This is a genomic window from Halorubrum aidingense JCM 13560, assembly GCF_000336995.1.
GTDB classification, from domain to species: domain Archaea; phylum Halobacteriota; class Halobacteria; order Halobacteriales; family Haloferacaceae; genus Halorubrum; species Halorubrum aidingense.
On sequence record NZ_AOJI01000013.1, the window covers coordinates 64,739 to 81,778 of the forward strand.

Consider the following 17,040-nt stretch of genomic DNA (forward strand, 5'->3'; position numbering starts at 1 on the left):
CGATCCCGATTTCGTCCCGCCGATCAGAACGGCCAGTCGCCGGTGATCTTCATCCCCGTCGCCTTGCCTTCGGCTTTGAGGGCGGCCGCGATCTCGTCGTCCGTTTTCCGGGCCGTCGACACGTCCGCGTCGGCGAGATCGACGACGAGCGCGGTCAGTAAGATCGCCTGCTCGCGGAGGTTCCGCGACTCCAATTTGTCCAGGGTGTCGGCGCTCGTGTGCCCCCAGCCGCGACCGCGGTCTGCCGTCTCGCCGGAGACCATGTATCCCGGGATTCCGCGCTGGACGAACGGCCAGTGGTCGCTGTGCGGGACCAGCTCGCCGCCGAGCGAGATCGGGTGATCGAACCGCTCGCTCACGCGCTCGCCCGCCGCTTCCAGCGCGTCGAAGCCGTGATGGTCGAGCTTCAGCGTGCGGCCGAACACGTTGCTGTCGACGTTGACGACCGCCCTGACACGGTCCGGATCGGCGGCGGCGGCATACTGTGACGAGCCGACGAGTCCGACCTCTTCCGCGCCGAAGCCGACGAGACGGACCCGCCTGTCGAGGTCGTCCTCCCGGGCGGCGAGCGCGCGGGCGACTTCGACGATCGTCGCCGTCCCGGCGCCGTTGTCCATCGCGCCCTCCGCGATGTCGTGGGCGTCCACGTGCGAGGAGAGCACGAGGTACTCGTCGGTGTCGGGACCGAGGTCGGCGACGGCGTTTCCGCTCGTCGCTTCCGGGGTCGAACAGTCGACGTCGACGGTCAGTTCGTCACCCTCGTGTCGACGCGCGAGCCGCGCGCCCGTCTCCTTTGAGACGCCGACCGCCGGGATATCTCCGATCGGCGCGTCCGCGGTGCCGACACTCCCGGTCGGCGGGAGCGTTCCCTCGACGTGGTTCGCGAAGACGAACGCGGCCGCGCCGGCCTCCACCGCGTGATAGTACTTCTCGCGGCGGTGAATGAACCGATCGACGGAGTCGGGCGTCGTCGAAGAGACCATCACGACCGCGCCGTCGAGGTCGTCTTCGAAGTCCTCCGGGAGACCGTAGTCGAGGTCGACGAACTCGCCCGTCGCTTCGCCGGCCGGACTCCGGGGGAGCGCGATACAGCTGTGGGCGTCGCTCGCGATCGAGTCGTCGCCCAGTCGGATCGCGCTGTCGCCGCGCTCCCAGCCCTGAATCTCGAACTCCTCTATTCTCGCGTCGCGCGCGCCGACGTTCGCGAACGCGTCCCGGGTGCGTTCGAGGCCCGCGCGCTCGCCGGCGGAGCCGGCCATGCGGTCGCCGACGTCGACGAGGGATTCGAGGTGGTTCCAGCCGACGTCGCTCGTGAAGGTGTCGCCGATCCAGTCGGTCATGCTGTTGGGTGCGCCGGCGGCGAGTCAAGCGTTTCGGTGGCGGCGGACGGGGCCGGAACCGGGTTTTGAAACCGGGGTTTGAAACCGACGTTCGGCGCGCTACAGTCCGGGAATCGCCGGGACGAGGACCGCGGCGGCCTCCGCGGCCGCGAACGTCGAGTCGTACAGGTGGTTGAGCAGGAGGTACGTGACGACGCCGAGCACGAGCGAGAGGAGCCACGCGCCGGCGGCGATCCGCCCGACCCGACGGTGGGGCGTCTGGTTCCGAAGCTCCGCCTCGGTGTGCGTAAGTCCGAGGACGATGGCGTAGAGGACGACGGGGACGGAGACGACGGAGAGCACGATGTGGATCGCGAGCATGATCAGGTATGCCGGATACACCCACTCCCACAGCGGCACCCACGCGTACGACGAGTCCAAGACGAACTCCCGCGTTCCGCCGCCGGCGACCTTCGGCAGGTACATCGAGAGAAACAGCAGGATGAGGACGAACGAGGTGGTCATCGCCGCCGCGTGCTTTTTGACCTCGTCGTTGCGGATCCAGTACCACCCGAGCGAGAGCGTGACGATGGTGATCGTGTTGACGACGGCGATACCGTGTGCGAGCAGGTCGACGGTGCCGCGAGTCAGGGTCGGGAACAACGCCTGGAACTCGGGGACGAGGAACACCCCGCCGACGGCGCCGTAGCCGACGATCGTGAGGAGTGCGGTGATCGCGCCGGCCCGCTCTTTGGCCCGGTCGCGAACGCTGACGGTGGACATACGCAAGGTTGTCGCGGGACGGTTATGGGAGTTTCGAGGGCGGAATCTGTCGCCGGCTGCCGGAGTCCGCTCACCGGCGGGTCAGCTCACCGCTCGATGACGCCCGTCGCACTCGCGACCTCGATTGCGGCCTCCTCGTTGATCCCGCCCTGAAGGATCGTGTAGCGGTCGCGGATCTCGTGGGCGGTCGTCAGCGCGGCGATCAGCTCCTCGTCGTCGATACCCAGTTCGGCCGCGGTCGTCGGGGCGTCGAGCTCCGCGAGCGCCTCGCGGATCGCACTCCACCGCCCGTTCTCGCCGCTGTGGAGGTACTCGGTCATGATCGAGGCGACGCCGACCTGGTGGCCGTGAAGCGCCTTTCCGGGCGCGATTCGGTCGAGCTGGTGAGAGATGAGGTGTTCCGCGCCAGAGGCGGGCCGCGAGGAGCCCGCGATCGACATCGCGACCCCGGAGGAGACGAGCGCCTTGACGACGACCCACGACGACTCCTCTAAGCCGGGGCGGATCATGTCCGCGTTCTCGACGAGTAGCTCCGCGGTCATCTCCGAGAGCGCGCCCGCGTACTCGCTGTACTCGACGTTTCGGAGCCGGCGGGCGAGCCGCCAGTCTTTCACGGCGGTGTAGTTCGAGATGATGTCGGCACAGCCGGCGGTGGTGAGTCGCCACGGCGCGTTCGCGAGCAGCGTCGTGTCCGCGACGACCGCCAGGGGCGGGTCGGCGGCGACCGAGTGGCGCGTGTCGCCCTCGGGAATCGAAGAGCGCCCCGAGACGATCCCGTCGTGGGACGCCACCGTCGGGACGGAGACGAAGCCGACGCTGAGGTGGTCGGCGGCCATTTTCGCGATGTCGATCGGCTTGCCGCCGCCGAGAGCGATCAGGTAGCCGGGATCGACTTCCTCGGCGGTTTCGATGAGCCGCTCGACGGCGTCGAAGGAGGCCTCCTTGACCACGGCCGTCGCGGGGTCGTCGAACTGCGCGCGGACCCGATCGCCGGCGATGTCGTTCGGCGTGGGGCTCGTCACGATGAGCGGCCGCCCCGTGAGGTACAGCTCGCCGACCGCCGCGCCGAGGTCGTCGAGCACGTCGTGGCCGACGAGCACGTTTCGCGGGAGCTTGATCCACGTGGACTTCTCGAACATATCGGGCGGTCGCGCCGACGGGTCAAAGCCGTTGTCCATGACCGCGGCGCCCCTGTCCGGGGCGTCGCCGCTCCCCTCGGCGGCTCACAGCGTCGCGAGCGTCGCCGCCGCGTCGTATAAAAAGAAGACGCCGAAGCCCGCGAGCACGATTCCGGAGCCGACAGCAACGAGCGGTGCGAACGTCTCGATACGGCGCTCCGCGGCGACGAGCCCGGTCGGGAAGCCGACGATCCACGTCAGGACGCCGAGGAAGAATCCGCCGATCAGCGCGGGGGACCCGGTGGTGACGACGAGCGTCCCGACGAGATCGTCACCAACGAGCGGGAGGTACGCGAGCACGTCGAGCTCGCCGGGGCGGAGGAGTCCGACGCCGACCGTGAGCCAGAACAACACCTGATACGGGTTCGTCAGCGCGAGCACCAGCGCCTTGCGGAACCCCTTTCCCTCCTCTATCGAGGGCTCGTCGCCGGCTGTCGGGCGGAAGGACGCCCGGGCGCCGCGCACGGCGCCGACGGCGAAATACAGCATGAGGACGCCGCCGACGGCGATCATGACTCCGCGAAGCAGGGGGAGCGATTCGACGACCGCGACGACGCCGAGAGAGGCCAACACGAAGAAGATCGCGTCCGCGGTCGCCGCGCCGAGGCCGGCGCGGAATCCGGCAACGCGGCCGCGAAGCACCGATTCCTCGGCGATCACTGCGTTCATGGGACCGGGAGGCGCCGCGAGCGCCAGCCCGAAGACGACGCCGGCGCCGAGGGTTACGAGGAGACTCACACCGCTTGAGAGGCCCGTTTTCGTGAAAAATCTCGCGACCGAGACATGATCGTCACCGTCGAGGAACCGACATCGATGGACGGTTTCGGGGCCGACTGCGGAGTGAGTATCAACTGGGGGACGAATGCCGACTGCGAGATGGGCCTGATCGGGGACAGGCGGCCGTCACTCGTCAGCGCTCTCGACGCGGATCGAGCGGGCGACCGCCGCGGGGAGGCTCTGCTCGCCCGTCGCCGTCACCACGGTTACCATGCCGAACGGCGCGACGTCGACGATCTCGAGCTCGGTTCCCGGGGTGATCCCGGCGTCTGCGAGGTAGTCGAGCTCCGCCTCGTCGCGGTCGGAGACGCGGGTGACGATCACCCGTTCCCCTTCCCCGTGGTCGGTGAGCCGCGGGCCGGTCCCCTCGTCGACCGGTTCGAGGTCGGCACCCGGGATCGGGTCGCCGTGCGGATCGACCGCGGGATCGCCGAGGGCCTCCGCGACGCGCCGCTCGAACTCCTCGGAGATGTGGTGTTCTAAGGCGTCGGCCTCCTCGTGGACATCGCTCCAGTCGTAGTCGAGCTGGTCGGCGAGGAACGCCTCCAAGAGCCGGTGGTGACGGACGACCTCCAACGCTACCGCCTCGCCCTCCGCGGTGAGTTCCGCGCCCTGGTACGGCTCGCGTTCGACGAGTCCGCGGTCCTCCAGTTTCCTCAGCATGTCCGTGACGGACGGTGAGGTCTTATCGAGGTATTCCGCGATCGCGGACGTCGAAACCGGAGGGCCCCGCTCGGACTGGAGGACGTAGATTGCCTTTAGATAGTCCTCCATGACGTCGCTCAGCATTTATAAACGATCGGCGTCGCCGCCGGAAATATCTACCGGGAACCGACGACGTGGTCTCCCGTTCTCGCGCGGGAGGACGGGGGAGGGGTCCGCTGTCCGCGCGCCGACGCCGCTACTCGTCTTGCAGTTCCGCGTCCCGCAACGCCTCGTTGAGGTCCTCGCGGATGCGCTCTCCGGTCTCCCGGTCCATCGCCGTCGTGACGATCCGGTTCTCCTGCACGCTGGAGCCGTCACGGAGGAGGAGCCGGACGTTGCCGTTGGTCCCCGCGCGGGTCGCCTTCGCGCGGAGTCCGGTCCGCGAGCCGGTGCCCCCGGCGTCGATCGGGCCGGGAACGATCTTCTTGACGTGGGGGTGGTGTGCGACCGTGCTGATCGCCTTCCGCCCCTTTCGGTCGCCGATGATCGTCGAGTGGGAGCCGCCGATCTTCTCTCGGGGGGGCGTCTCGACGACCTCCAGCGCGCGGTCGCCGCGGCGGTCGAGGACCCACGCGACGACTGGGCTGCGGTCGCCGTCGTTGCTGTCGCCGTCGTCGGCGTCCGGAACCCGATAGAACTCGTGGTGGATCTGGGCTCGCGTCTCCCGGAGCGGGTCGCGATCGCCGGCGGCGTAGACGGTTTCGGGGCGCTTGCGGCGGATCTCGTCGGCGACTCGACCGGCGAAATTCCGGAGCTGGATCGCGGTCAGCTGTTCGTCCTGTTCGGGGCGGGTCGTGATCGTGGTCTCGCCGACGACGTCGTCCTCGTCGAGCATCGCGAGGCGCGCGCGGTCCGCCGAGAACTCGACGACGACGGCGTCGGCGTTGGCGGTGTTACAGGTGAGACAGTAGTCCCCTGGCTTGCGAAGCGGGGTTCCGCACCGCCGACAGTTCATATCCGACAGAGGCGCGTGAGGGGTAAAAACGCGTCCGTTCGGTGTGCGCTCTGCGCCGGCCCGACGGTCGATCGGTGACCCGGTATTCGCCGCACCGGAGCAACCCCTATTAGTGGCTGCCCGCCTGAGGGAGCGTATGGACGCCGATCGACCCGAGCCGGACGCCGTCGAGGCGGACGAACCTGGGGGGGACAAACCTCGGGCGGACAAACCTAGGGCGGACGAACTCGAGGCAGATATTCCGGAGGTGTTCGCGGCCGCCGTCCCGGGCGGGGCTGCCGTCGAGGACCGGCTCGCACAGCTGTTTCGCGACGGTCGGACAAACGCGTTCGTCGCGTGGTCGATGATCGCGGTGTTAGTCGGCGTGTTCACGAAGAGCCTGTTGGATCTCGACCTCCAGTCGCTCGTGCTCGTCGCCGCGATGGGCGCCGTCGTGCTCGCGCCGACGGCCGCGGCCCGCAACCCGCTGGTGATGCTCCCGTGGGAGGTGCTCGGGCTCGCGCTGTTACCCGTGCTCGTCGGCGCGCTGCTCGGCGGCGAGGTGGGGGTCTTCGCGAGGTACCTCTCGATCGCCGCGCTGGCGCTCATCATCACCGTCGAACTACACATGTTCACCTCGCTGCGCGTGACCCACTGGTTCGCGGTCGTCTTCGTCGTGATGACGACCATGGCGACCGCGGGGGTGTGGACGATCCTCCGGTGGAACATGGACCGATCGCTCGGGACGTCGTACCTCACGACGAACGAGGCGCTGATGACCGAATGGCTCTACGTGACACTTGCCGGACTCGCCGCAGGCGTGCTCTTCGACGCCTACTTCCGGCGGCGCGGGCTGCGGCTCCGTCGCGCCATCTGGCGGGTGGTCAGCCGATGATCCGCACCAGCGTCTCGCTTCCGCGGCCGTCCGTCACGAACCAGCGACGACTCACCAGAGGGATGCAGTTCGTGCTCGTCGGTATCGTCGCGTACGGCGTCGTCGCCGGCGCGCCGAAGGCGATCACCAACGGCGGGCTCGGGCTGTTCGTCACGCTTCTGCCGGCGCTGCTCGAACGGAACTACGACATCCCGCTGGACCCGTGGCTCGGCGTGTGGATCACGGTGGCCGTCTTTTTCCACACGATCGGATCGGCCGGCTTCTACGCCCGCGTCTGGTGGTGGGACCACCTCACGCACTCGCTGTCGGCGTCGCTCATCGCCGGCGCGGGGTACACGACGCTGCGGGCCGTCGATCTCCACAACGAGGCGATTCGGATCCCCACCCGCTTCGCGTTCGTCTTTATCCTCGTGGTCGTCCTCGCGTTCGGCGTGGTGTGGGAGCTGTTCGAGTTCGGGCTCGATCTGCTGGCCGACGAGACGGGGATCACGATGCCGCTCGCGCAACACGGGCTCGACGATACGGTCCTCGATATGACGTACAACACGCTCGGCGCGTTAGTCGTCGCGACGTTCGGACAGGCACACCTCTCCGGCGTCGCCGAGCGCGTCCGCGAGGCGCTGTTCTCGGTGTCTGCGGAGTAGCGCGGGGAGGACACCGGTCGGCCGATACGTCTCACCGACGTTCCGCCCGCTCAGCGCAGACACGCCGCAACGACGCGCAGCGCGGCCTCTCCGCGGACCTCGTTGGCGAGCAGCGGAACGCGCTTCACGTCGCGTCCGCGGAACAGGTCGGTCGCGCGTCGGAGCGCCTGCTGTTGGACCTCCCAGCGTCGAGCGCAGAACTCGCAGGTCTCCGGGTTGGGTTCGACGATCCACTCCGGGTCGACGTCGGCGACGCCGCCGACGCCCTCCATCACTCGGTTGACGACGAGCGTGTTGACGGGAATCCCGAACTCGTCGAGCCGGGCGACGAGCCGCTCGGACTCGACGACGCTCATCTCCTCGGGGATGGTGACGACGCGGAAATCGGTTTTCTCGGGGTCTTGAAGCACGCCCCGAAGGCGCTCGATCCGCGCCTGCAGCTCGTCGAGGTCGGCGGAGGGCTCGGCGTCGTCGCCGCCGAACATCCCCTTGAGCCCGTCCATCATCCCGGAGAAGCGCTGGCGGAGCTTCATCACGCGCCCGATCATCGAGTCCATGATCTCGGGGAGCTGAAGCAGCCGGAGGGTGTGCCCCGTCGGGGCGGTGTCGACGATGACCCGGTCGAACCGCGGGTCGTCGAGATACTCCAACAGCTGGCGCATCGCGGCGGCCTCGTCCGCGCCCGGCATCGTCCCGCCGAGCAGCGATCCGAGCCCCTCGTCGTCGCCGGAGGCGCCCGCCTCACCCGCGCCGCCCATCATGCCGCCCATCGCGTCGCCCATCTCGCCCATCCCGCCGAGGGGGTCGCCGTCGGTGCCGAACATCCCCTCGTCCATCGCGTCGTCGGGGTCGATCTCGGCGGCGTACAGCGGGATCTCCTCGCGGATGCGCGTCGGCTCCGCGGGGATATCCGTCTCGTAGGTGTCCGATAGCGAGTGCGCCGGGTCCGTGGAGACGACGAGGGTGCGGACGCCGCCCGCCGCCGAGGAGAGCCCGGTCGCGGCCGCCATCGTCGTCTTCCCGACGCCGCCTTTCCCGCCGTAGAGCACGTATTCGGGGGCGTCGACGCCCGCGGGGAGGTCGGTGGCGTCGTCGACGTCGAGCGTGTTTTCGGCTCCATCGGGGTCGCCGGGCTCGGAGGCCGTATCGTCCGGCGTCGCCGGCTCGTCGACGCGATCCACGGGTTCGACGTCGATGTCGTCCATACGCGGGAATGGGCGGGGCCGTTTGTGTACTCGTCGGTCTATACGGCAGTGCTACCCGCCGCAGCTCTCGTCAGTCGCTTATAAATCGCCATGACGGTGAACACCGCCAAAGGCCCAGTCGCCGGCGGCTTTGCCGCCGGCTTCCAGAGGCGCTTCGCGCCTCGCTGCCGCGCTCGACTGTCTCCTTGAGCCCTCTCCGCCCCGCACAGCGACCGCACCTCACGCCTCCCCAGCCTCGCGGCTCCCTTCGGTCGCCGCGTCCCTCGCGCTCGGATTCGCGCCCTTTCGGGCGCTCACCGGAGCGCGCCACCGTATCTCATTTATAAGTCAATAGTACGGCAGTCCGGTGGTATTTATAAGCCAGTCTACTCGTCTGCGCTCCCGCGCTCGACGGCCATCCCGAGGTCGGCCATCGCGTCGAAGAAGTCGGGGAACGAGACGTCGACGTGCTCGCCGCCGCGGATCGTCGTGGTGCCGTCGGCGACGAGCGCGGCCACGGCGAGCGACATCACGATCCGGTGGTCGGCCCGCCCGTCGACGGTCGCGCCGACGAGGTCGCTCTCGGAGCCGCGGATCGTGAGCACGTCGGGCTCCTCGACCGTCTCCGCGCCCAGCGTCTCCAGCTCCTCGGCCATCGCCGAGACGCGATCGGTCTCCTTGTACCGGACGTGCTCGCAGTTCACGATCCGCGTCTCGCCGTCGGCGACCGCGCCGAGCGCGGCGACGGTCGGCAGGAGGTCGGGCGTGTCGCCCACGTCGACCTCGATGCCCGACAGGTCGGAGCGCGCGACGGTGATGACGCCCGCCTCGCGGTCCCAGTCGATCTCGGCGCCCATGCGCTCCGCGATATCGACGATCGCGGAGTCGCCCTGCGCGCTCGGCTTGGCGCCTTCGATCCGCACGACCTCGCCCGACTCGGCCGCGACGGCGCCCGCCGCGACCAGGTACGAGATGGAGGAGAAGTCGCCGGGGACGGTGTAGCTCCCGCCCGCGGGGGCGTACGACTGCCCGCCGGGGACCGAGAAGCCCTCCGCGCCGGCGGCGCCGTCGGACTCCGTGCCGATCGGCTCCGCTTCGATCCCGAACTCGGCGAGGAGTTCGAGCGTGATGTCGACGTACGGCGCCGACTTGAGCGGCGTCGTCAGGTCGATCTCGATCCCGTCGTCGGTGACCGCGCCGGCCATCAGCAGCGCGGTGACGTACTGCGAGGAGACGTCGCCCGGGATCGCCACCTCGCCGCCCGCGAGCGGCCCCGAGATGACGAGCGGGGCCTGCCCGTTCCGCCGGGTGGACTCCGCGCGCACGCCGAGGTCGACGAGCGCCTCCAGCAGGGGGCCTTGCGGCCGCGACCGGAGCGACCCGTCGCCGGTGAGCACCGTGGTCCCGTCCGCGAGCGCCGACGCGGCGGTGACGAGTCGCATCGTCGTCCCGGAGTTCGCACAGTCGATCACGTCGTCCGGGACCTCCGGTCGGCCCCCGAAGCCGTCGACGACGAGGGCCTCGGCGTCCCCGATGTCGGTCGCCGACGCGGGATCGACCGCTCCGCCGAAGGCGGTCACGGCGCGGGCGGTCGCGGTCGTGTCGGCCGAGACGAGCGGGGACTCGACGGTCGCGCCGTCGCTGTATCCGGCGGCGAGCAGCGCGCGGTGGGTGTAGCTCTTCGAGGGCGGCGCGCGGGTCGTCCCCCGCACGGTCGACTGCGTGACGTGAACGTCCATACGCCTTGTGCCGTCCGCGACGACAAGTGGGTACCGACCGCGGCACGATTGCGTCGGTGGTGGCCGGTGCCGCCCGCCGGCGCACACTTTATACCACCGGGAGCGTTAGCGTCGCGTATGCCCCAGTGTGAGATGTGTGGCGCCGAACAGGCCTCGCTGACGACGACGAAGGTCGAAGGCGCCGAACTGGAGCTGTGTAGCTCGTGTACGGACTTCGGCACCGAGGTCCGCGACGAGTCGACCGGCTCCGGCGGCAGCAAGTACTCCACGAGTTCGAGCACCGGGAAGTCGTCTTCCTCCTCCTCGTCGTCCGGCGCCGGCGGCTCTTCGGGCGGCTCGACCCGCCGGCGGCGGGACATGTTCGACGACATGGACGAGATCGCCACCGATTACGACGACCGGATCCGAAACGCCCGCGAGTCCCGCGGGCTCAGCCAGGAAGAGCTGGCCGACCAGCTCAACGAGAAGGCGAGTCTCATCCGCAAACTCGAGCGCGGCGACACCCTCCCGACGGACGACGTTCAGCGGAAACTCGAAAGCGCGCTCGACATCTCGCTCATCGAGGGCGAGTCGGTCGAGGACGCCGACTGGGACAGCGGTGACTCCGGGACGATGACGCTCGGCGACGTGGTCAAGCGGAAAGACTGAACCGCCCCGAACCTACCGGCTTTTTCCGGTGTTGTCTTCGGCCCGACCCCCTCCCGTCTCCCCGTACCGATCGGTCAGGTACTCGATGATCTGATCGACCGTCTCGGGGTCGTAGCTCCAGAAGCCGAAGAACTCACCGGGCGCGCGCTCCTCGGCGAGCAGCGCGCACTTCGCCTCGTCGACGCCGCCGCCGTCGTACGCGACGAACCACGTCTCGCGGATCTCGGCCGTTCGTCCCACGTGGACCGTGTAGTGCTCCACGTCGGGCGCGTTCCCCTCGTCGGCGGCGTACGCGTGGACGTCGAGTCGCTCTTTTCCACCCAGCAGATCGTAGGTGTCAGCCTCACCGGTGAGCACGTCGAGCGTCTGGAACCCGGCGTGAAGCGCGCCGTCGCCGACGCGCCACGCGCGGTCCTCGATCTCGCGGGACGCGGCGACCATGTCCGCGCGCGAGTACGAGGTGAACAGCGTCTCGTCGAGGTGGTCCAAGATCGGTTCGCCGACCCGCCGCCGCGAGGCGTCGCCGCCTCGGTCGTCGCTGTCCGATTCCACCTCGCTCGCGTCTTCCGGTCCGCTCTGCGGGAGCAGTTCCTCGACGGTGACGGCGGTGACGAACGCGCCGTCGCGTTCGAGGACGGCGTAGTTCTCCGGTCCCGCGGCGGCCTCCGCGTCCACGATCCGGATGTTGCGGTCGGCGAAGTGCGCCCGAAGGGACTCCGTGACCGCGGGGTCGGCGTTGAAGACGGTCAGCGTGGGCTCGTGAGCCTCCACGCTGGCGATGAGCTCGATGAGGGACATCCCTTGTCGGACCCACAGTAGCGGGGTATAAGGTCGTTTATGCTCTCCACGTCTCGGAAGGGGGCGATCGATCAGCGGAAACCGTCGAACGTCAGGGTCGAACCAACCGAAACGCGAGGGCCAGATCGTCGCGGAAATATGAAGCTATTTGCGCCCGCAGCCCCCCAGTGAGGGTATGTTCATCCTGGTGAACCTCAAGGCGTACCCGTGTGACCCGATCGAAGTCGCGACCGCCGCTCGCGACGTCGCCGAGGCGTCCGGCGCCCGGATCGCGGTCTCTCCGCAGGCGGCCGACATCGCCCGCGTCGCCGACACCGGCGTCGAGACGTGGGCCCAGCACGTCTCGCCGAACGCCCACGGCTCCCACACCGGATCGACGCTCGCCGAGGCCGTCGCCGACAACGGCGCCGAAGGGACCCTCATCAACCACTCGGAGAACCGCCTGAAGCTCGCCGACATCGACGGCTCCGTCCGCGCCGCCGAGCGCGCCGACCTGGAGACGATCGTCTGTGCGAACAACCCGGCGCAGGTCGGTGCCGCCGCCGCGCTCGGTCCCGACGCGGTCGCCGTCGAGCCGCCGGAGCTCATCGGCGGCGACGTCTCCGTCTCCACGGCCGACCCGGGAATCGTCGAGGACGCGGTCGCGGCCGCTGACGCCGTCGACCCCGACGTCGACGTGTTCTGTGGCGCCGGCGTCTCGACGGGCGACGACGTGGCCGCCGCGGGCGACCTCGGCGCGTCCGGCATTCTCCTGGCGTCCGGCGTCGCGAAGGCCGACGACCCGCGAGCCGCCCTCGAAGACCTCGTCACCGGACTCTGAGTCGGGTTCTAAACAGGGCGCTCAGTCGGGTCCTGATCCGGACGCCGCTGTCGCCCGCACAGCTGACGCGTCGCTGCGCTTGCGGATCTGTATAAAGACACCGATGAGACCGAGTCACACGATCGGCGAAACCGCATGACTGCGGCGGGATCGGTGACATCGGGGATTCGCTCCGTCTAGTAACCTTTAACCGACACAAGCCGCTAACTTTGCGCAAGATGGCGAGCAACAAGATTCTCGGTATCGACCTCGGTACCACCAACTCCGCGTTCGCGGTAATGGAGGGCGACGAGCCTGAGATCATCGCGAACGCGGAGGGCGATCGGACGACGCCCTCCGTCGTCGCGTTCGCCGATGACGACGAGCGGCTCGTCGGAAAGCCGGCGAAAAACCAGGCCGTCCAAAACCCGGACCGCACGATTCAGTCGATCAAGCGGCACATGGGCGAGGACGGCTACACCGTCACCGTCGGCGACGAAGAGTACACGCCCGAGCAGGTCTCGGCGATGATCCTCCAGAAGATCAAACGCGACGCCGAGGAGTACCTCGGTGACGACGTCGAGAAGGCGGTCATCACGGTCCCCGCCTACTTCAACGACAAGCAGCGGCAGGCGACGAAGGACGCCGGCGAGATCGCCGGCTTCGAGGTCGAGCGCATCGTCAACGAGCCGACCGCGGCCTCCATGGCGTACGGGCTCGACGACGAGTCGGACCAGACGGTCCTCGTGTACGACCTCGGTGGCGGCACGTTCGACGTGTCGGTCCTCGACCTCGGCGGCGGCGTCTACGAGGTCGTCGCCACGAACGGGGACAACGACCTCGGTGGCGACGACTGGGACCAGGCGCTCATCGACCACCTCGCCGACGAGTTCAAAAACGACCACGGTATCGACCTCCGCGAGGACCGGCAGGCGCTCCAGCGTCTCAAAGACGCCGCCGAGGAGGCGAAGATCGAGCTGTCGAACAAGAAGGAGACCACGGTTAACCTCCCCTTCATCACCGCGACCGACAGCGGTCCGGTCCACCTCGAACAGTCCGTCACCCGCGCGACGTTCGAGAACCTCACTGCCGACCTCATCGAGCGCACCGTCGGCCCGACGAAGCAGGCACTCTCCGACGCCGATTACGCGACGAGCGACATCGACGAGGTCATCCTCGTCGGCGGCTCGACCCGGATGCCGCAGGTCCAAGAGAAGGTCGAGGAAGTCGTCGGTCAGCAGCCGAAAAAGAACGTGAACCCCGACGAGGCCGTCGCGCTCGGCGCGGCGGTCCAAGGCGGCGTGCTCTCCGGCGACGTCGACGACATCGTGCTGCTCGACGTGACCCCGCTCTCGCTCGGGATCGAGGTGAAAGGCGGTCTGTTCGAGCGGCTCATCGACAAGAACACGACGATCCCCACCGAGGAGTCGAAGGTGTTCACGACGGCGGCCGACAACCAGACCTCCGTCAACGTGCGCGTCTTCCAGGGCGAACGCGAGATCGCCGAGGAGAACGAACTGCTCGGCGCCTTCCAGCTGTCGGGGATTCCGCCGGCGCCGGCCGGGACCCCGCAGATCGAGGTCTCCTTCAACATCGACGAGAACGGCATCGTCAACGTCGAGGCCGAAGACCAGGGCTCGGGTAACGCCGAGTCGATCACCATCGAGGGCGGCGTCGGGCTCTCCGACGAGGAGATCGAGGAGATGCAGGAGGAAGCCGAAAAGCACAAAGAAGAGGACGAGGCCCGCCGCGAGCGGATCGAGGCCCGCAACGAGGCCGAGACGTCGATCCAGCGCGCCGAGACGCTCCTTGAGGAGAACGAGGAGGAACTCGACGAGGACCTCATCGACGACATCGAGGCGGCCATCGAGGACGTCGAGGAGACGCTCGAAGACGAGGACGCCGAGACCGAGGAGCTGGAGTCCGTCACCGAGGCGCTCTCCGAGGCGCTTCAGGAGATCGGCAAGCAGATGTACCAAGAGCAGGCGGCGCAGGCCGGTCCGGGCGGTGCCGGTGGCGCCGCCGGCGGCCCCGGCGGCATGGGCGGTATGGGCGGCGCGGCGGGCCCCGGCGGTGCCGACCCCGACGGCGACGACGAGGAGTACGTCGACGCCGACTTCGAGGACGTCGACGACGAAGACGACGCGTAACGCCGATCTACCGGACCCCGGATCACTATTCACAACCCATTCACCGAACGTAACGCATGAGCGAGGACTTCTACGACGTCTTGGGCGTGTCGCGGGACGCCAGCGAAGACGAGATCAAACAGGCGTACCGCAAGCAGGCGGCCGAACACCACCCCGACGTCAGCGACGACGAGGACGCCGAGGAGCGATTCAAGAAGATACAGAAGGCCAAGGAGGTGCTCACGGACGACGAAAAGCGCCGCCAGTACGACCAACTCGGCCACGACCGGTTCACCGAGGCCGACAAGCGCGGCGCGACGGGCGGCGGACCGGGCGGTGCCGGCGGTCCGTTCGGCGGTGCGGGGGGTGCCGGCGGCGCCGGTGGGTTCGAGGACATCTTCAACCAGTTCTTCGGCGGCGGGGGCGGTCGCGGCGGCGGTCCCGACAACCGCCCGCGGCAGGGCCGTGACCTCCGGACCGGACTCACGATCGACCTTGCGGAGGCGTTCGAGGGGGCAACGAAGGAGGTGACGCTCAGACGCCCGACGGCCTGTGACACCTGCGACGGCGCGGGCCATCCGCCCGACGCGGACGTGGAGACGTGTCCGCAGTGTAACGGCCGCGGACAGGTCCAGCAGGTGCAACAGACGCCGCTTGGCCGGGTCCAGCAGACCTCGACGTGTCCGCGCTGTGAGGGCGACGGCGAACTGTACAGCGAGGACTGTGCGGACTGCGGCGGCGACGGCGTCGTGCGCGAGCAAGCGACCCTCTCCGTGGAGATTCCGGCCGGAATCCGCTCGGGACAGAGCCTCCGGATGGAGGGCGAAGGCGCGCCCGGCGAGAACGGCGGTCCCAACGGCGACCTGCTGATCGAGGTCGACGTCGACATCGGCGATCGGTTCGAGCGCGACGGCGACGACCTCCGCGTCAAAGAGGCGATCTCGTTCCCGCAGGCCGTCTTCGGCGACACGATCGAGGTCGAGACGGTCGACGGGAGCGTCGAGATGGACGTGCCGGCCGGCACGCAGAGCGGCGAGACGTTCCGCGTACAGGGGAAGGGAATGCCCCGACTTCGGCGGCGCGGGCGCGGCGACTTGTTCGTGCAGGTCGGCGTCGTGATCCCCGACTCGCTCAACGAGGAGCAGCGCGAAGCGCTGGAGGCGTTCGCCGAGGCGGGCGGCGAGGACATCGACGTCGGCGGCGGTTTCTTCGAGCGGCTGAAGAGTTCCTTCTAGCGACCGGACGGTTTTCATCGAACCCGTCTTCTCTCACCCGTAGCTTTTCGGCCGGGTAGCCCGACTTGTCGGGTATGGGCTACGACGCGACCAACTACGACGACGTAGAACCGCGTGCACCGGGTATGTACTTCCTCCGCGACGCGCTCGGCGCCGAGCGGCTCGGCGTGACGGTCGTCGAGGCCGACGACGGCTGGGAGGGGATGGCACACGATCACGCCGCGGACGGCCACGAAGAGGTGTACGTCCTGCTCGACGGCGAGGCGACGCTGACCGTCGACGGCGACGCGCTCGAACTGGGGCCGGGCGACGCGGTGCGGGTCGACGCCGACTCCGACCGCGAGCTGACCTTCTCCGCGGACGGCTCGAAGATGGTCATCGCCGGCGCGCCCTGACAGGGCCGACACAAACCGAACGCCGCGGACGGACGATTGTGGACCCACCGCCGTGGAGCCGGTCCTTCGTTTTTAAGTCTCGGCCGCTCTGAGCGTCGGGTATGAACGTCGTCGGGGACCTCCTCGCGCGGGATCGGCGGAGTCGGAGCGTCGCGCTCGTGACTGCCGACGGCCGCGAGCGCACGTCTCACGACCTGATCACCAACGCGTACAAGGCGGCGAATGTCCTCCGCTACCTCGGCGCCCGCCAAGGGTCGACCGTTGCCGTCGACCCGGTGCCCCGACTCCACACGACGCTCGCCCTGTTGGGCGCGGCGGGGTTGGGCGCGGCGGTCCGGTTCGATCCCGCCGCCGGAATCACGGCCGGCGATCGGGTGGTGCTCGTCGAGGTCGGTGCCGAGGGTTCGACGGAACCCGCGCCCGGCACCAACCTCGCCGTCTTCGGCGGGCCGCCGGAGCGTCCCGAGACGACCCACTGGGAACAGGAGCTGTGGAGCGAGAACCCGGGAATGCCGCCGAGCGAGACCGCGCCGGATGACCCGCTCCTTCGTGAGGCGGAGGGGTGGGCGTCTCACGGCGAGGTGCTCGCCGCGGCGGCGGCGGTCGTCGACGCGTACGACATCGACGCGGGGACGCGGGTCGTGTTACGCGCGGACTTCTCGCGAGTCGGCGCGGTGGCCGCCGGAATCGTCGCACCGCTCTCGGTCGGCGGGACGGTCGTGTTAACGGATCCGGACGAGCCGGACGACGGCCCGCGTGGCGATCTGGCCGTCGTTGCCGGCGGTCGAGAACCCGCTCCCGAACCCCGCACCGTCTCGGTCACGGACGTGTTCGAGTGAGGAGCAGGGGCGCGTCCGAATGATAAATCGCGGGTGCGT

General features: G+C 69.0%; 17 protein-coding genes. 8 read left to right on the forward strand and 9 right to left on the reverse strand.

The window, feature by feature from the left end:
* Positions 1-23 precede the first annotated feature (23 nt).
* The 6 genes from C461_RS02325 to C461_RS02350 form a co-directional block, all read right to left on the reverse strand.
* Positions 24-1,340, reverse strand: a complete 1,317-nt coding sequence (locus C461_RS02325; protein WP_007998308.1) for a M28 family peptidase — start codon at positions 1,338-1,340, stop codon at positions 24-26.
* A gap of 99 nt (positions 1,341-1,439) precedes the next feature.
* Complete coding sequence (locus C461_RS02330) at positions 1,440-2,102, reverse strand: DUF420 domain-containing protein (protein WP_007998309.1); 663 nt, start codon at positions 2,100-2,102, stop codon at positions 1,440-1,442.
* Between the two features lie 86 nt (positions 2,103-2,188).
* Positions 2,189-3,241, reverse strand: a complete 1,053-nt coding sequence (locus C461_RS02335) for an NAD(P)-dependent glycerol-1-phosphate dehydrogenase (protein ID WP_007998310.1) — start codon at positions 3,239-3,241, stop codon at positions 2,189-2,191.
* An 84-nt stretch (positions 3,242-3,325) separates the two neighbouring features.
* Positions 3,326-4,018 carry a LysE family translocator gene (locus C461_RS02340; protein WP_007998311.1) on the reverse strand — a complete coding sequence of 231 codons (693 nt, stop codon included), beginning with the start codon at positions 4,016-4,018 and terminating at the stop codon, positions 3,326-3,328.
* Positions 4,019-4,183: 165 nt separating this feature from the next.
* Entirely contained in the window at positions 4,184-4,846 is a 663-nt protein-coding gene (locus C461_RS02345; protein ID WP_007998312.1) for a metal-dependent transcriptional regulator, read from the reverse strand.
* Positions 4,847-4,958: 112 nt separating this feature from the next.
* On the reverse strand, positions 4,959-5,717 hold the full coding sequence (locus C461_RS02350) for a DUF2103 domain-containing protein (RefSeq protein ID WP_007998313.1): 759 nt from the start codon (positions 5,715-5,717) through the stop codon (positions 4,959-4,961).
* A 136-nt stretch (positions 5,718-5,853) separates the two neighbouring features.
* Between C461_RS02350 and C461_RS02355 the strand changes: the two genes are divergently transcribed.
* Entirely contained in the window at positions 5,854-6,591 is a 738-nt protein-coding gene (locus C461_RS02355) for a hypothetical protein (RefSeq protein WP_007998314.1), read from the forward strand.
* Positions 6,592-6,653: 62 nt separating this feature from the next.
* Positions 6,654-7,235, forward strand: a complete 582-nt coding sequence (locus tag C461_RS02360; protein WP_007998315.1) for a hypothetical protein — start codon at positions 6,654-6,656, stop codon at positions 7,233-7,235.
* A 50-nt stretch (positions 7,236-7,285) separates the two neighbouring features.
* Here C461_RS02360 and C461_RS02365 read toward each other — a convergent pair whose 3' ends face one another.
* Positions 7,286-8,440 carry an ArsA family ATPase gene (locus tag C461_RS02365; RefSeq protein WP_007998316.1) on the reverse strand — a complete coding sequence of 385 codons (1,155 nt, stop codon included), beginning with the start codon at positions 8,438-8,440 and terminating at the stop codon, positions 7,286-7,288.
* Positions 8,441-8,805: 365 nt separating this feature from the next.
* Positions 8,806-10,158: a 3-phosphoshikimate 1-carboxyvinyltransferase gene (gene aroA / locus C461_RS02370; protein WP_007998317.1), complete on the reverse strand. Its 1,353-nt coding sequence runs from the start codon at positions 10,156-10,158 to the stop codon at positions 8,806-8,808.
* 117 nt (positions 10,159-10,275) lie between these two features.
* Between aroA and C461_RS02375 the strand changes: the two genes are divergently transcribed.
* Entirely contained in the window at positions 10,276-10,806 is a 531-nt protein-coding gene (locus tag C461_RS02375; RefSeq protein ID WP_007998319.1) for a multiprotein bridging factor aMBF1, read from the forward strand.
* A 12-nt stretch (positions 10,807-10,818) separates the two neighbouring features.
* Here C461_RS02375 and C461_RS02380 read toward each other — a convergent pair whose 3' ends face one another.
* Positions 10,819-11,604, reverse strand: a complete 786-nt coding sequence (locus C461_RS02380; RefSeq protein WP_007998321.1) for a DICT sensory domain-containing protein — start codon at positions 11,602-11,604, stop codon at positions 10,819-10,821.
* Between the two features lie 175 nt (positions 11,605-11,779).
* Between C461_RS02380 and tpiA the strand changes: the two genes are divergently transcribed.
* The 5 genes from tpiA (at position 11,780) to C461_RS02405 (ending at position 17,001) form a co-directional block, all read left to right on the forward strand.
* Entirely contained in the window at positions 11,780-12,424 is a 645-nt protein-coding gene (gene tpiA, locus C461_RS02385; RefSeq protein WP_007998323.1) for a triose-phosphate isomerase, read from the forward strand.
* 218 nt (positions 12,425-12,642) lie between these two features.
* Positions 12,643-14,553 (forward strand): molecular chaperone DnaK, encoded by a 1,911-nt coding sequence (gene dnaK, locus C461_RS02390; protein WP_007998327.1) that lies wholly within the window; start codon positions 12,643-12,645, stop codon positions 14,551-14,553.
* 56 nt (positions 14,554-14,609) lie between these two features.
* A complete protein-coding gene (gene dnaJ / locus C461_RS02395) occupies positions 14,610-15,767 on the forward strand; it encodes a molecular chaperone DnaJ (RefSeq protein WP_007998328.1) in 1,158 nt (385 codons plus the stop codon).
* Positions 15,768-15,841: 74 nt separating this feature from the next.
* Positions 15,842-16,162, forward strand: coding sequence for a cupin domain-containing protein (locus C461_RS02400; RefSeq protein WP_007998331.1), 321 nt, complete (start codon positions 15,842-15,844; stop codon positions 16,160-16,162).
* Positions 16,163-16,263: 101 nt separating this feature from the next.
* Positions 16,264-17,001: a hypothetical protein gene (locus C461_RS02405; protein ID WP_007998333.1), complete on the forward strand. Its 738-nt coding sequence runs from the start codon at positions 16,264-16,266 to the stop codon at positions 16,999-17,001.
* Positions 17,002-17,040: the final 39 nt, after the last annotated feature.

Coding starts and splice junctions, on each gene's coding strand:
- C461_RS02325 (WP_007998308.1), bottom strand. CDS start 1,340: ATGACCGACTGGATCGGCGACACCTTCACGAGCGACGTCGGCTGGAAC.
- C461_RS02330 (WP_007998309.1), bottom strand. CDS start 2,102: ATGTCCACCGTCAGCGTTCGCGACCGGGCCAAAGAGCGGGCCGGCGCG.
- C461_RS02335 (WP_007998310.1), bottom strand. CDS start 3,241: ATGTTCGAGAAGTCCACGTGGATCAAGCTCCCGCGAAACGTGCTCGTC.
- C461_RS02345 (WP_007998312.1), bottom strand. CDS start 4,846: ATGCTGAGCGACGTCATGGAGGACTATCTAAAGGCAATCTACGTCCTC.
- C461_RS02350 (WP_007998313.1), bottom strand. CDS start 5,717: ATGAACTGTCGGCGGTGCGGAACCCCGCTTCGCAAGCCAGGGGACTAC.
- C461_RS02355 (WP_007998314.1), top strand. CDS start 5,854: ATGGACGCCGATCGACCCGAGCCGGACGCCGTCGAGGCGGACGAACCT.
- C461_RS02360 (WP_007998315.1), top strand. CDS start 6,654: ATGCAGTTCGTGCTCGTCGGTATCGTCGCGTACGGCGTCGTCGCCGGC.
- C461_RS02365 (WP_007998316.1), bottom strand. CDS start 8,440: ATGGACGACATCGACGTCGAACCCGTGGATCGCGTCGACGAGCCGGCG.
- aroA (WP_007998317.1), bottom strand. CDS start 10,158: ATGGACGTTCACGTCACGCAGTCGACCGTGCGGGGGACGACCCGCGCG.
- C461_RS02375 (WP_007998319.1), top strand. CDS start 10,276: ATGCCCCAGTGTGAGATGTGTGGCGCCGAACAGGCCTCGCTGACGACG.
- C461_RS02380 (WP_007998321.1), bottom strand. CDS start 11,604: ATGTCCCTCATCGAGCTCATCGCCAGCGTGGAGGCTCACGAGCCCACG.
- tpiA (WP_007998323.1), top strand. CDS start 11,780: ATGTTCATCCTGGTGAACCTCAAGGCGTACCCGTGTGACCCGATCGAA.
- dnaK (WP_007998327.1), top strand. CDS start 12,643: ATGGCGAGCAACAAGATTCTCGGTATCGACCTCGGTACCACCAACTCC.
- dnaJ (WP_007998328.1), top strand. CDS start 14,610: ATGAGCGAGGACTTCTACGACGTCTTGGGCGTGTCGCGGGACGCCAGC.
- C461_RS02400 (WP_007998331.1), top strand. CDS start 15,842: ATGGGCTACGACGCGACCAACTACGACGACGTAGAACCGCGTGCACCG.
- C461_RS02405 (WP_007998333.1), top strand. CDS start 16,264: ATGAACGTCGTCGGGGACCTCCTCGCGCGGGATCGGCGGAGTCGGAGC.